The organism is Paenibacillus sp. sgz302191 (assembly GCF_057749925.1).
In genome coordinates, this window is record NZ_JBYLHY010000042.1 from 13844 (window position 1) to 27572 (window position 13729).

14 protein-coding genes and 1 riboswitch are annotated in these 13729 nt (G+C 41.6%); of the genes, 2 read left to right on the plus strand and 12 right to left on the minus strand.

Annotated elements, in window-relative coordinates:
- Positions 1 to 14: 14 nt before the first annotated feature.
- From AC3G2T_RS34940 to AC3G2T_RS34995, 12 genes are all read right to left on the minus strand, one after another.
- On the minus strand, positions 15 to 1253 hold the full coding sequence (locus AC3G2T_RS34940) for a M23 family metallopeptidase (protein WP_488438348.1): 1239 nt from the start codon (positions 1251 to 1253) through the stop codon (positions 15 to 17).
- Positions 1237 to 3648 carry a VirB4 family type IV secretion system protein gene (locus AC3G2T_RS34945; RefSeq protein ID WP_488438349.1) on the minus strand — a complete coding sequence of 804 codons (2412 nt, stop codon included), beginning with the start codon at positions 3646 to 3648 and terminating at the stop codon, positions 1237 to 1239. Before AC3G2T_RS34945 ends, AC3G2T_RS34940 begins: the two co-directional genes overlap by 17 nt.
- A gap of 350 nt (positions 3649 to 3998) precedes the next feature.
- Positions 3999 to 5036, minus strand: a complete 1038-nt coding sequence (locus tag AC3G2T_RS34950) for a conjugal transfer protein TrbL family protein (protein WP_488438350.1) — start codon at positions 5034 to 5036, stop codon at positions 3999 to 4001.
- Positions 5037 to 5050: 14 nt separating this feature from the next.
- Entirely contained in the window at positions 5051 to 5434 is a 384-nt protein-coding gene (locus tag AC3G2T_RS34955) for a hypothetical protein (RefSeq protein WP_488438351.1), read from the minus strand.
- A 15-nt stretch (positions 5435 to 5449) separates the two neighbouring features.
- Entirely contained in the window at positions 5450 to 5923 is a 474-nt protein-coding gene (locus tag AC3G2T_RS34960) for a hypothetical protein (protein WP_488438352.1), read from the minus strand.
- Positions 5924 to 5925: 2 nt separating this feature from the next.
- On the minus strand, positions 5926 to 6279 hold the full coding sequence (locus AC3G2T_RS34965) for a hypothetical protein (protein ID WP_488438353.1): 354 nt from the start codon (positions 6277 to 6279) through the stop codon (positions 5926 to 5928).
- A gap of 43 nt (positions 6280 to 6322) precedes the next feature.
- Positions 6323 to 6535, minus strand: a complete 213-nt coding sequence (locus AC3G2T_RS34970; protein ID WP_488438354.1) for a hypothetical protein — start codon at positions 6533 to 6535, stop codon at positions 6323 to 6325.
- A gap of 40 nt (positions 6536 to 6575) precedes the next feature.
- Positions 6576 to 7445, minus strand: coding sequence for a hypothetical protein (locus tag AC3G2T_RS34975; protein WP_488438355.1), 870 nt, complete (start codon positions 7443 to 7445; stop codon positions 6576 to 6578).
- Positions 7446 to 7449: 4 nt separating this feature from the next.
- Complete coding sequence (locus AC3G2T_RS34980; RefSeq protein ID WP_488438356.1) at positions 7450 to 8337, minus strand: hypothetical protein; 888 nt, start codon at positions 8335 to 8337, stop codon at positions 7450 to 7452.
- Between the two features lie 2 nt (positions 8338 to 8339).
- Complete coding sequence (locus AC3G2T_RS34985) at positions 8340 to 9650, minus strand: ATPase, T2SS/T4P/T4SS family (RefSeq protein WP_488438357.1); 1311 nt, start codon at positions 9648 to 9650, stop codon at positions 8340 to 8342.
- Positions 9647 to 11143, minus strand: a complete 1497-nt coding sequence (locus AC3G2T_RS34990; protein WP_488438358.1) for a CpaE/TadZ family protein — start codon at positions 11141 to 11143, stop codon at positions 9647 to 9649. Before AC3G2T_RS34990 ends, AC3G2T_RS34985 begins: the two co-directional genes overlap by 4 nt.
- Positions 11140 to 11760, minus strand: coding sequence for a CpaB family protein (locus AC3G2T_RS34995; protein ID WP_488438359.1), 621 nt, complete (start codon positions 11758 to 11760; stop codon positions 11140 to 11142). Before AC3G2T_RS34995 ends, AC3G2T_RS34990 begins: the two co-directional genes overlap by 4 nt.
- Before the next feature lie 207 nt (positions 11761 to 11967).
- Here AC3G2T_RS34995 and AC3G2T_RS35000 point away from each other — a divergent pair, with 207 nt between their 5' ends.
- A complete protein-coding gene (locus AC3G2T_RS35000; protein WP_488438360.1) occupies positions 11968 to 12171 on the plus strand; it encodes a hypothetical protein in 204 nt (67 codons plus the stop codon).
- Positions 12172 to 12239: 68 nt separating this feature from the next.
- Positions 12240 to 12331, minus strand: a riboswitch (cyclic di-GMP riboswitch).
- A gap of 277 nt (positions 12332 to 12608) precedes the next feature.
- A complete protein-coding gene (locus AC3G2T_RS35005; RefSeq protein WP_488438361.1) occupies positions 12609 to 13724 on the plus strand; it encodes an S-layer homology domain-containing protein in 1116 nt (371 codons plus the stop codon).
- Positions 13725 to 13729 lie beyond the last annotated feature (5 nt).

The window sequence follows — 13729 nt, forward strand, 5'->3', positions numbered from 1 at the left end:
TTTCCATCCCTGCTCTAATTTTTAAGATATGGTAAGGGGTCAACGGGAGTTCCGTTAATCCTGATTTCAAAATGTAGATGTGGACCGGTAGCCTGTCCTGTAGCCCCGACGTAACCGATTAAATCCCCGGCTTTGACAACCATTCCGGGAGATACGGCAAAATTCGATTGATGTGCATAATAATATTGAACATGTGACTGCAAATTTTCAACGATTGTAAGATTTCCGTACCCTCCGCTGTTTTCCGTTGAAATCGTGCTTTTAACTTCACCCGGAAAAGCCGCAACAATAACAGCGCCTTTTGGCGCCCCAAAGTCAATTCCTTTATGCCCTTCATCCTTACCAGTAACAGGGTTAATTCGTAACCCGAAATTAGAAGTAATCGTGCGATAATCCGGAGTTGGCCATATGGCTAAATTTGAACCTGAGATATCGGAATATCTCTTATAGGCATTTATTTGAGTCTGTATGTCCTGCTCCTTTCCGGGAAAGAGAATCCTGAGCACATCGTTTATATTTGTTTTATGTGTCTGCAAATAATTCGCCAGTGTATATAGTTGATCCTCCTGTTCGGCTGGAGAAATATTCCCATTTTGGTTTCCATCTGTTTGGAACCTATTCCAAACATCCTGCGGTACTTGAACGTTACGCCCGAGTCCTTCCCAAATTCCGGCCAGGATATACCAATCTATGCCGAACCTATTTTGTAAGGTTTGGAACATGGCACGCATGTTTGGTGGTAATGCTGCAGAATCGTCCCCGCCGTAAACGTCGTCATCATCGATAAGGTTGTCATACATGTCATGGGCTAATTGTCGTTTGTCCGCATCAAAGCCCAATCTATCAATAACCTCTTCAAATGTTCGTACATGCCTCACTTTTTCGGTCACTGTGTAGTACCTCGTATGCTCTTGTCCATCGTCACCAATGTAGGACTCCTGCTCCTCGTGCGATTCTTCTGTAAAATATATAAATTCGTCTCTGATTGTGGATGATGGACTAGCATCCTCCAGTTTACCGTCATAACGAACAAAATCAACTACATATACCGCTTTCCAATCAACTCCGCTCTCTGCACTTGCAGCAGCCTTATAATTGGGGGCATTCTGCGGGTCAGCAACAAATGTTGAAACGATCGTATTCACTACAGAAGATATAAGAACAAATGGAACAATGAGGAGGGCTAGTCCAATAACTACGATTTGCCTCCAGTTTTTAATAGCCTCTAGCGCGAGCCTAACCTTTATTGGCATCCGCTCCGCCTACTTTCTGTAGAAGGGCATACTTTTTCGGATCAAGGATACGCAGCTCGTCCATACTGTACTGTGTTTTTGTTTTCATCCGGTGTTCACCGATAATGAAGAGATTTGTGCCCTGCTCCTCATTCTGTGATTGCAAAAATTTAATTTCTTTCCGAGTCAAAGGAACAAGCTGCTGTAAGGCATCTACGTCCTCGAAACGCATTGGATAGTAACGATGGAATACAGCGTTATTGAAGATAGCTTTTAGCATCGGGTGTTTCATTAGGTCAGTAACGTTTTGTGTTAATCCTTCACTGTAGCCCATGTATTTACGAATTCTTTTGTAAATCTGATAAATGAACTCTAGCGTTTGTGGTTTTCTTTCGTCACCAAAATACCATAATTCGTCAATATAAAGGCCGTAAGGAACCGGATTAATTGCACTACCGTTCAGTTTAATTTCTTCCCAAAAGTCTTGGATGAGCAATTCCATTGTCGGCGCAAGGATCTCCAGGGGAACGTCCCGGACGTTAGCAACGAATAGGTCATCCTTTTCCCAATTCCTCTTTCCGTTAAAGAGTTTAGCGTATGCACCGTCTACAAATTTATCAAGTAGGACTCGTGCCCGTTCAAGATCGGAACCGTTCATTTTATGTGCCAAGTCATCCAAAATTGGAAATTCTGTTGGTTCCTGAGTAGTTTCAAACGTGTATTCGTACTGTTTGTAGGTTTCAATAACAGATTTATGCATCTTTGACTTTTCGTACTCATCCAGAGAAGGAAGTAGTGAATTTATAAACTGCATTACTAGGCCAACTTTAATGCGCAGGTATTCTCCAGGGTGAATGATGTCCTCCCCTTCTTCCTCATCCACATCGACAACGAAAGAGTTGATATGGAATGGGTTTAGTACCCACCTGGAAGCTTGAGAGAGATTCATCTTATTTCCAACATGAAAATTAAATCCCGGCTCCGGTGTAACTACCCGAATTTTATAACCTTGGGAAAATTCACGAAGGATGTCCATTTCGGCACCGTGAGTTTTCCCCGTACCAGACATCCCAATGCCGAGACCATTGCCATTTTTGAATATTTTTCGGTCCATCCTGTCCACAATAACGAGTGATTTATTATCCGTGTTGTAGCCCTTACGAATACCTGTGCTCATTTGGAAGTCAGTCCGTACAAAGGGGTAAAAACCGCTGATCGCTCCTGAGTGAATCACCTTTCCATAGCGCTGATAAAGTTTGTTTTGAGACTCGTACATGATCGGCAGAGCAGAAAAGAATCCGTCTAATCCCTCGTATTCGAGTTTGGTCGTAATCACCTTGACGTTTTTTAGTTTGGAGTGAAGCTCCCTTGTAATGCTATCTAATTTATCCAGGTTTTCTGCTCTTAGCAGGATGAAGCACGACACATTAAATACTTCTTCCTCATCGCTAATTAGCTCGTCAAGTACAAGCTCTGCGTCCCGAAAGTCTTGCTCTTTCCTTTTGCGGTGCGAATGCGACAAAGGACGTTCTAAATCAGTTTCAATGTTCCCCATATCGTTACTGATGCTTTTTTCGAGCCGATCCTTGCCTTGCCTGTTCTTTTGTAGGTCAATCAGAATGTCAAAGTGCCCGTTTACTTCATATAATTTTTCCATCCAGCACGGATCAGGGTCGCGCGGAAACTCACGAACCGCAAAGATATAGTAAAGATAACCATCGATCTCATAATACGTATCATGGTCGATAACCGGGTTCGGAGCAAGTTCGTTGATCCCATAACTATCCAACCTCCCGTATGCTTTTGAAAGCCTGGGGTTCAACTTATCAAAGAGAAGTCGACCGTAATCCTGGCCGCTTTTGGGTTCGCCTCGGAGTTTAGAGTTGCGCAGGCCAATCCCTCGAATGCTTTTTAACAATTCATTATTAATGTTTCGTAGTTGCTCGTCTCGATCTTGTTCGTTTCGCAAGTCAGAACCTGTTACAAGGTAAAAGGACTTCGTAAAACAATGGGTTTGTGCATAATCCGATATGTATTTTTTCTCTTCATCTAGGCGCTCAATCCTAAAAGCATCTTCATCTTCTTGGTCGATCTTATCGTCCAAATATTTTTGATAGTCGTCTACATCCATTGCCTCCGACGAGACATAGATCTGAAATCGATTCCCATGAAATTGGTTTAATAGGTTTTTAAATCCTCGCAAAACAACTTGCATTTCCGAAGTCTCGTCCTGGGGGTCGAAATCAAGTAGATTGGTATTGATAAGATCGCTAAGTTCGGTTAATGAACGTATCCCATCACCCTTCATTTTTAGAATATGCTGCTGTATTCCTTCAAACGGAAGGGCTTGCTGTACTGTTAACTGCTGGGGAGATGGATTATTTCTTTTGCTAATGAATGGTAGTCTAAATTTCATTTTGGCCCCCTCCCTTCTTCCATCCGACCATAATTAAATTTCTTTTGTGCCTTTTTAGCTCGTAATCTCCGAATTATGAAGACTACCGGGCGCTCCGTAAGTTGTGGTAACGGCTTGAAAAGACCGTAACCAATACAACCAATAAAGAACGCAAGCGCACCAATCGTGTAACATACATATTGATTCACTCCATCGTTGTAAAGTCCAAAGCTCCAATAGAGTAGAACTATAGCAATTAAGAGAAAGGGGAGCGCCCCGAGCCATCCCCGAAAATCCATCCCTCCCCATAATTGCTTGTTGCCAACATTCCGGGGGATTTTATACCTTCCCATTGTGTGTACACCCCTCTATTATCTTGTGCTAAATGAGCCCGTTCTTGTAGATAACGATGGTGCTATCATTCTACTGGTCATTCCTCCAAACCCGGGCACATTAGCCGCGGCAGCGCTACCCAAGGCTTTGAGCGCCCCTCCACGGGCCATTAAACTAGGAAACATCATTGCGGCCATAGATCCTGCTGAGGAAAGGCCGTCTCCTGTTCCACTCGAATAGAGATATTCCCGAAGCATTTTTGATCCTCTCATTAAAACGACCAGGAAGCCAATTGATATAAATAACTTATCTGCTGCTTCGAGATTCATAATAGATGAAATAAGAAGACCTATTCCAACGATTTGTACCGCTTGTGTAAAAATAATGCCTATGGCTGTTTTGAAGAAGTTACCCATGAGACTAGTAGCTGTATCTCCCGCCATTAAAACAGGGGCAATAATGTACAAGTATGCTATTTCCGCGTATCGAATCCCACCTATCACGGAAAGAATAAGCCCGCAAACAACCAGGATGAGAAATAATAGTGCAAAGTCACTCTGAGCAGTTAATAGATCGGCTGGAGCTGTGAACATGCTCTTAAAAGCATTTACATCTATGCCTATATTGATAATATCCTTGATAATCCCATTATTGATGCCGATTAGAATATCAAGTATGAAATTAACCGAAACTGTCATAACGCCGCTCACCACGGCTTTGCCAAGTATTTTTGCAGGGGGAGGGACGTTTTCGCCCATCCCCGCTTTTACGAAATTGATAAAGAATTTTTGTACTGTAAAATATCCAACTAAAGCAATACCTAATGATTGGGTGTAACCCATATAAAAACCAATGCTCTTACCCAACTTACTTAAATCCGTACTATTCATAACAAACATCTGTAAATACTTGAACATCCAAGAGGCTATTCCAGTAGCAATACTGTTCAGGACGGCATTAAAGCCTTTTACGGCATAATCTTGAATGCTGGCAAACGCTGGAGTAGCCGGGAAGATAATAAGAAGTATCAGACAGAATGCGACTTTTCGATAATTAAACGAATGTTTGTTTATCATATATTTCTCACATCTTAGCTTCCATTAGTAATACCGAGCGCGAGGAAAATTGCCTTTATTACCGCATCACCGATCCAAGCAAGTCCGGCATATTTCATCACATTCATGATATTCTCTTTTGCGTCAGCCTTCTTCTGGCGATCTTCTACACCAAACATTCCGGTCCACCATAAGTAAGTACAATAGAGCCCTCCGCCGATTGGGATTATATACAACATCCAGCCTATTAATTTGTTTGCTCCCCCCTGAAACGATAGTCCCCCTGGAGGTGCTTCGGGGCTAACTGCATAAGCATTTGGGATAAGCATAAATAACGCTACAGCGCTGATCATAGCAACCCGTGCAAACATTTGCTTATTCATCATCTTCTTCAAAAATTTAGCATAGCGATTCTTCATACGTGCATCTCCTTTTCAGTAACTTATTGGTAATATCGTCGTTACGTCAACTTTACTTGTGAAAGTACCTACTAAAGGAACTTTTACCGGAACGTTAATAACGGATCGAACCGCTGTATTCATGTTCACGGAAGTGTTACCAAGTGACGCCGGAGCGCCCTCATCCTTTAGCTCTAGAGTGACGATTTGAACTTGTCCGACTACAGCTTTCGGGGATGATGCTGTTGGGTTAAGCTGGCCATCTAAAGAAAAAGCGTTTTGTAAAGTTTGGCGAAAGAAATTCATGGATTGGCTAGCATCAGTGAATTTCATTTTGTTCTGATCCCGAATGATCGTAAAATCGACGGCCTGATAAACAGCGGTATTGCATTGATTCACGGTATTGTATAAATAGTTATAAAGCCATAAACAAGCAATAAGACTGGCGACGATGCCCATTGTACATAGTGTCAAGACAGCAATTAGGAATCCGTGTTTAAAGGCTGCCATTGTTATTGCCTCTGATTATACGTACTGGTCGCTTTTACTTGTTGTCCTACAGGCTGATCCACGCCAAATAACCGATATGTGGCATGAATTTTCATGCTGATTTGGCTTCCCCAAGGGGTCTTTGGAGCACTTCCCGTAACAGATATAACGGTGATATGCCTTGCTTCAAGCTCGGATCTAACTACGCTCTGCACGGCGGCATCAACGCCGCCATGCTGCATAGCTATAGGAATTGTTCGGTTGATAGTCGATGAGACATCCCATACAACGATACCAAAAACGAAAAAACCAATGAGTAAAACGAAGCAATACATTTGAATGAAAAAACCAATTACTCCGCCATAAAATCCATCCACTTCTATCCCTCCAACTACGATTAACGATATAACACACGTTATATTAGTTCGACGTTACAGTGCTTGATACCGTGGTTACGGTGTTAACACCGGTATCTGTAACTCCCTTGCCGCTATTCTCCAATTTCGGAATGCTATATGCAGCCACTACCACCAAGATTGTAATAAACGCAATATAGGTGGCTAATTTTTTCAAAAATTCCATGTTTTTCCCATCTCCCTGATAATTTTTTTTTCGTTTTTTCTTGTTGGCCATTTCCAACACCTACGCTTTGCTTTGTTCGAAAATCACCTCGCTAATTGAAGTTGATAAAGATAGAAGTGTTGTTGGTGGCGGCAAAAAGGATGTATGTTATCTGCCCCATGAGAAAAAAGAGCAGAAGAACAACGTTCATAAAAATAGTTGCATCTTTCTTTTTGATCTGAATAAGCACATATTTTTTCTTTTCAGCAATTGCTGTCTTGGAGCAATCCGTTAAACCGGCGGAAACGTTATTGGTATCAATACCGTTTTTTATTGCAATGCAAAATTGCTCTGCAATAGCGTGATTATTCAGTTCCTTGAAAATTTGCAGCGCCCCGGATACATCTCCTTTTACTGCCTGGAGGTAATCGGCCATCTTTAGAAATACGCCACTGATCCATCCAGTCGTTTCCCAAGATGCTCGTCGGAATGCTATTTCAAAATCCCCATAACGGGCAAACTCACGTTTAATCACCGATGTAAAAATAGGTGCCTGCATAACGAGACTTTTTTCATGTTCCTGGAGTTTTCCGAAGGTGTGAGCAATGGGAAGAAACATGCATGTTGTAAACGGAATGACCATCCACCAGTATCCGAAAAAAAACCACAAGACAACTAAATCCGCTAGGATCGTTACAGTGACAGCTATTAGGTTCATGACAAGAAATTCGCCTATGGACTTGACGCCGGCACGTTTGAGAAAAGAGATAAACGAGGGCGAAAACCACTTGATGAATTTTTTTTCTAATTCCTCATCGATTCTAAACTCAATGTTTTGTCGATTCGTACCACGGAAACCAAACTTACTTATTTTGCTCGATCCCAAGGTTGTATATTTTTCAAGCGGCTTTAAGATTAATAAGCCGATGCTAAGGATGACAAGAAATAATAGAAACGTTTTAAGGAAAATCAAAACAATCAAAACATCAGTCCTCCAATCTTCCTTTTGAATCTGCGAGGATAATCGTGTACCCAACCATAATAACCGTACCAAACATGAATGCTTCGCCAAGAGGCGTCGATTTGAAAAAAGCCAGATATTCCGGTTTCCATATAGCAAGGGCTACATCAAAAATCAAAATTAATATGGCTGTAAAATAGACAGCTATACTTGAATCTAATGTAAGTGCTCTTGATTGCATCTCCGCTTCATTGATTTGTTCGGCTTCTTCATGAAGTTGTTGGATCCTCTGGCCGAAGTAGCCACCCTGGACTTTCTCCTCGGCAATCGCATCGATGAGATAGCGAATCGTAATATTTCGGTAATGGAGTTTTGCAATCGCCGCCAGTTCGAGAGGATCTCCTTTTTCCTCAATTCCCGCGAGTAAATCTAGGATGGGCTTTTGAAATTTTTCAGACGTATCTTCGATACCGATACGAACTGCCTTTGCTACGTCCTCGGAGGAAGCAGCGTATGCCGTTTTAATATTGTTTAAAATCGTTGGTGTAATTAAATCGATTCGCCTTTTGAGCAAATAGCTTCCTTTGATCAGGCTTTGGGTTGCCATCCGATAGAGTACTAGGAATACCGCAATGCTCATGTACCACATATCAAGCTTGTACTGTACAAAATAGCTGATACCAAGGGCAAAGAATATGGTGGCTGCAATGAACATCGGATAGGAAATAATTTCAATACCGGATGAGAGATAATAGGAGGCAAGTGACATTTTCTCCAGCTCATTACTCTGTCCATTATTGGTCTGCTCTTCCTCATCGTAGAACCGATTAGTCTTATTAATTTGTTCTTTCATATCCCAGCGGGCAACAAAATAAGCAACTATAGACAAAGCAAGGAATAAGTAGAAGATCATAATTAGATCACCCTTGCCTTTTTTAACAACTCCCTTGGAATTAAAGGGTTATTCTTTGCCTTATTCACAAACCAATTCGGCAGCGGTGAAAACAACCACCCCTGCTCTGGGACACGCTTCCATACATCAATATATCCGCCCTCGTCATCCTCGAAAGATATAGAGTTGACTACTTTGATATCGCCCTCGGTTGCCATGCCAATCCCGACTTTGAAATAGAGCTTGAAAAAAGCCTCCAAGGTTTCCTCTCTCATTCCAGACATGCGAATGGAAAGAAAGAGCAACCGTTTCCAAGCCAATGCCATAGTAGGGGCATGTACCGAGCAACCAAAAGGATTTCCACCGGACGCCCCTCCCAGCATGGTGAACGCTTCGGGTCCGCGTACTTCACCCACTGTTCCCCATTCTCCGGACTCGCGAAAAAAGTTTTGAATCAGGGTGTCCAAGGTAATCGGATCGAAACCTTCCCCTACATGGGGACGTGTAATGTGAGAATGCCAGTTTGTCTTTTTCAGCCAAAACTCCGGTGTATCCTCAAAGGTTGTTAGGGCATAGCGCGGATCAGAAATCTTGTCTAAGCAGTTTCCGAGAAAAGTCGTTTTCCCTACATTTTGTTCGCCATAAACGAAGAAGGAAACCATGCACCAAGTGATGACTTCAATAAGCGCTTGAATGTGTTCGTTCGTAGTTCCATTCTTAATAAGCTGCCCATCGCTTAATTGGTAATGATTCTGTTTTCGAATGACCACAAAAGCCCCAAGTGGGTTTATGTCCCCGAACGATCCGTTAAGTCGGAAACGGTATTGATGGTCGATGCAGTTGTTATATGGAAATTTAACATTGAGGATCGAAGAATTTTTATTGAATAGGGCTTGAACGAATCGATCGGCCTCATCCTGGTTGTTAAACCGAACGGGCTGGCGTTCCCATCCGTTTTTACCTTTCGTGAATACCTTGTCGTAAGACACCATTTTTACATCTGAAAAACGGTTATCCGTCACGTAAGGCTGCAAAATCCCATATCCCCGAAAAGCATCGGAGTATAATAAAGCTAAGGCATCAATGTCCATACCGTCCAAGACAAGACGTTGATTGTGGTTCATCTCCATTTTGATCCAGATAAATAATGTCTCGTCCGAGATGGTCTGTTGTTTCGCTTCCTTCTTCTTTTTTTCGATATTTACCTGGATTAACTTGACGTTCTCCGTAAAACGATCTTTTAAACTGTCATCTGTTTCGATGCTTGATTTTATATAACCCCGAAGATCACTCCGGTTTTTGGAAATATCCAAAGTAGTCATACCCTCGTTCATGATGATTGCACCCTCCTCTTGAAGAATTTGTCAAGTACTTTACCAAGGAATCTTTTATTCTCGTCCTCTTCATTAAATGCCGGGTCTAGTTGTTTCATTGCCTCGATATATGGTTTCCCAATTTTCCTGCATAATTTGTGAAGAGGCTCATAGTTGGTCAGAATAAGCGGCTTTGCTTCTTCGGTAGATCGAGTAAATTCTTTACTCCGAGCGAGACGGCCAATCGGTTTTTTTTGGACCGCTTCTTGAACTAAAGAATCGTTCACCTTACCTCCTTCCACTAATTGATTCAGGATAATATCAACTTTATCTAAGGTAATTTCTCCTTGGACAAAGAGGTTCATATATGCCCTGGTGTGAACGAGCTTAGAGGAATCTGTAGTGATTGGAATGATAACCCGGTTGCAATAGCTTAAGAGTTGTATTCCAGCTGCCGCCGTAAGATCAGTATGCATATCAATTATGACGACATCGAACATCTGCCGAACTGTCTTGAGCAGCGTAATAAAGAACAGTTCCGAAAAGTCGCCCTGTGTTACAACATCGGGGTTTCCGACAAGTACCTTGATGCCGTGCCGTTCTACGAATATACTATCCAGCGTTTCAGCCGTAAGGTCTTTGTTCAAATAGGCTTGATAGGCGTCATATAGCGTCCTTCCCTTCGGATACCCGATATTCAGGTAATCTGCTATATCAGGGTTGACCAAGTTTAAGTCCATCAGCAGCACTTTCATATGCTGTCCGAGGTATATCGCCTGATTTAGAGCGAGGGTTGTTTTCCCATTTGAACCTACGCACCAATAACCGACAGCATGATTGAGAAAGCGGCTCCGGTCCTTGTCCACGACCCCCGTTCTAATTGTTGATGAAACTTCTTGCTGCCCGTTTTCTTTTGCTAAGTTATTACGTTCCTTGATCGTCTTGATAATGTTCTTTGAATCATCCGGCTCTATCGCCTCCTGCGCGCTCGATTTAGCTTGCGTGCTTACCTCTGTTGGGGCTGCTTCGGCTCTAGGTTTAGTATCTTCCCTCGCAACTGCTTCATGCGTCGCCGTTACTTCATTTACTGCTTCTTCTACCTCTCTCTCCGCACTCGGCATTCGCTGTTTAAGCTTTTTGAAAAATGGCGAGTCAGCGGGAGCGACTTCCTTTATTGTCTCTTCCTCTGGCGGATCAGGCTCATGAATCACTTCGGGAAGTTCAATTGCTCTTACTTGAACTGGATTATTCAGCATTTTGTCCGAGAGCTTGTCCATGAGATTTGGAAATTGTCCTGTAAACACGATAATATCGATAGAACCCTCAAGCTGTGCGACGTTTGGATAGAAGTCGATATTTTTATCAACAATAATAAGGTCCGGTATTTGCGAGGACATAGCTTCCATAAACTGGCCCAAGCTCTTGAGATTTACGGATGTTTGGTGCTCCTTCCCGATCCGATCCATGATTTTCTTATAGGTAACGTCTTTGCTGATCGAAAGAAAGATGTTCACGGTTTAGCTACTCCTTTCGGATCTGGTTCTTTCATTAATCGAATATCACCCTTTCGGGCATATGTATCAAATTTTTGCGCTTGTTCCTTCGACATTTTAACCGTAATGGCTTCTATATTAACTCTGTCGGAATCCTTTTCATCCGAGATGTCCAAGCCATCACGGTTCACCATAGCGACAATTGTCAGGTTTGTAAGAAGGGAATCTTGGAATGATTCCTTTTTCTCACGATCATAAGACTCAATAGATACTTGATCGCCCCGCTGGAGCTGCCAGGCCACAACCTCATCTTTATTAATGGCTTTTACGCCGACGATAACTTCTCCCGGTTGAATCTCTATGAGCGGTTTTAAGGCGATATCATTGCGACTCAAATATTCATCTTGGTTCATAGCTTCTTTGGCATAGGTACGATTAAAATAGCTCTCATCATCGATCATCCAGCCTTTTTTGTCTTTCACCTTCTCCATATGAAAGTAATCTTTCTTTAAAACTGAACCTTTCGGAATTTTTTTTGACGCTACCCATACCTTGGGGTAGGAATTCTGATTCACAAAATACATGGCCGAAATACCTGCTGCGATAACCCCTACAATAATCCATCTTTTATTAAACATCTAAATCCTCCGTTTACGTTTAATGGGGGTCTCTTGTCTACCAAACTACTCAAAATTCCTGTAGAATAATGGCACAAGAGAATTTATTACCAGTATATAAATCTATCAATCTACTAGTCAAGTAGTATATTAGTTTGTTAATATCTTAATCTACTAGTTGTATTGTATATTGATGGATTATATAATGAAAGGGCGAAGGTGAAAAATTTGTCAGATAAGTACCCTCTGAACATCGATGTGCGTTTCAAAAAACCACTTCAACGTAGAAAGGTCGACAAAGATATGGATATAAAGGACTCAGTTATGCAGGCCCTCGACTTATATTTCATACCTGAAATGCAGCAATTTATCGAAAAATATGGGAATGACGCCCCAAAAAAATTAGCCGCATTATTGAAAAAAGAACTATGAGATACAACATAATAAATGTTTTTGACATTAAAAAAAGCCCCAAATATGGGGCTTTTTTAGAACCCTTCTTTGGTAACCCGGCTATCATAGCATACATTTCTAATGCTTTAGACCCGTGGCTTTGCGCCCTCCCCTTTCGGGAAGTTTGCCCTTATCAGTGAAGTAAATTTTAGAATAATTAGGAAATTCGTCTTATTTACTAATGCATAAAACATATTACCACTTTATATATGTAGATGTTTGTCGAAACTTGTTGTCGAAAAATATATTTTTAGAAGTGTGTACGATCGTATGCCATTGGTACTATAATTTATTTTCAGAAAGTTATTGTTACATCATCAACTCCATTCATGGATAATACAAAAATAAAATATTAATTTACTTTTGTATTATATTATGATATATTCCATTCATCATTAACTTTAAGGAGTGACGACATGAAAAAGAAAATTTTTTTACTAGCATCTTCCATTATGATTCTGAGTGGCTGCAATAAGACGGTGATGCCCGTTGAAGCAAGCTCAGTTGATCAATTAGCTGTGGCTACCACTCTGCCCAACTTTAAGGACATTCAAGGTCACTGGGCAAAATCCGCAATAGAATTGGCAACACAGAAAGGGTATTTGGACGGCTATGAGGACGGAACATTCAGACCGGAACAAAACATAAGTCGGGCTGAATTCATGAAGATGACCGTTACCGCATTAAAGCTTGAGGTTGCCAAGTCGGGAAGTGGAGATAACTGGTATACCCCTTACATCAATGCAGCTGTGAAAGCCGGTATCCATCGATGGAACGACTTTACAACAGGTGACTGGAATACGCCAATAAGCCGCTTGGAAATGGCGAGAATTGGTGTCCGTGCTACAACGAAAAATTTGCAAAATGCGTCCGTACATATGGATGATAAATCCTTCTTGTATAATGCCACAAAAACGGGATTGATCCAGGGACTCGCCGGTGGCGAATTGGGAACGGATAAAGCGACGACACGGGCGCAGAGCGTGACAATCGTCGAGAGAGTATTGACTGCTAACAACGGTGGAAAATTGGAAATTGATAAGGCAGCAGCCAGTTTTGCAGAAATTGAATTGAGAGGCAGTAATTTTGAAACTATGTGGGGGATCCGAGTGAAAGAATTTCCCTTCACGTACCATGTCGGAGAAGGCTTTGAAATGGTAATCAATAAAGTTGTTGTTATCGATCATTCTGATCCAAACTCTATTTTTTCCAATCTCTATAATGATGGACGCATTGGAAATGGGGAAAACTCATACTCAATGGCATTCGATATCACAATGAAAAACACAACGAAGAAAGATCATTACGTTTTCTATCCTAGACAATCCATATCGATGGTCGATTTTATTGGTTCATTTACGCGGAACAACGATCTGAAACCTATATGGATGGATCAAGTTGGAGAGTATCAAGGCTGGCTGGGTTTCAATGGAAAAAAAGAAGACATTGAAAGAATATTAAAACTAGGCAACACACCCAGGGTAGATTTAAAGGTTCAGTCGGAGCATTTAAATTTTGTTATTGGGAAGTGAATTGA

Bases quoted from the DNA above. Each gene is read 5' to 3' on its own strand.
- AC3G2T_RS34940 (WP_488438348.1), bottom strand. From the start codon at position 1,253: ATGCCAATAAAGGTTAGGCTCGCGCTAGAGGCTATTAAAAACTGGAGG.
- AC3G2T_RS34945 (WP_488438349.1), bottom strand. From the start codon at position 3,648: ATGAAATTTAGACTACCATTCATTAGCAAAAGAAATAATCCATCTCCC.
- AC3G2T_RS34950 (WP_488438350.1), bottom strand. From the start codon at position 5,036: ATGATAAACAAACATTCGTTTAATTATCGAAAAGTCGCATTCTGTCTG.
- AC3G2T_RS34955 (WP_488438351.1), bottom strand. From the start codon at position 5,434: ATGAAGAATCGCTATGCTAAATTTTTGAAGAAGATGATGAATAAGCAA.
- AC3G2T_RS34960 (WP_488438352.1), bottom strand. From the start codon at position 5,923: ATGGCAGCCTTTAAACACGGATTCCTAATTGCTGTCTTGACACTATGT.
- AC3G2T_RS34970 (WP_488438354.1), bottom strand. From the start codon at position 6,535: ATGGCCAACAAGAAAAAACGAAAAAAAAATTATCAGGGAGATGGGAAA.
- AC3G2T_RS34980 (WP_488438356.1), bottom strand. From the start codon at position 8,337: ATGATCTTCTACTTATTCCTTGCTTTGTCTATAGTTGCTTATTTTGTT.
- AC3G2T_RS34985 (WP_488438357.1), bottom strand. From the start codon at position 9,650: ATGAACGAGGGTATGACTACTTTGGATATTTCCAAAAACCGGAGTGAT.
- AC3G2T_RS34995 (WP_488438359.1), bottom strand. From the start codon at position 11,760: ATGTTTAATAAAAGATGGATTATTGTAGGGGTTATCGCAGCAGGTATT.
- AC3G2T_RS35005 (WP_488438361.1), top strand. From the start codon at position 12,609: ATGAAAAAGAAAATTTTTTTACTAGCATCTTCCATTATGATTCTGAGT.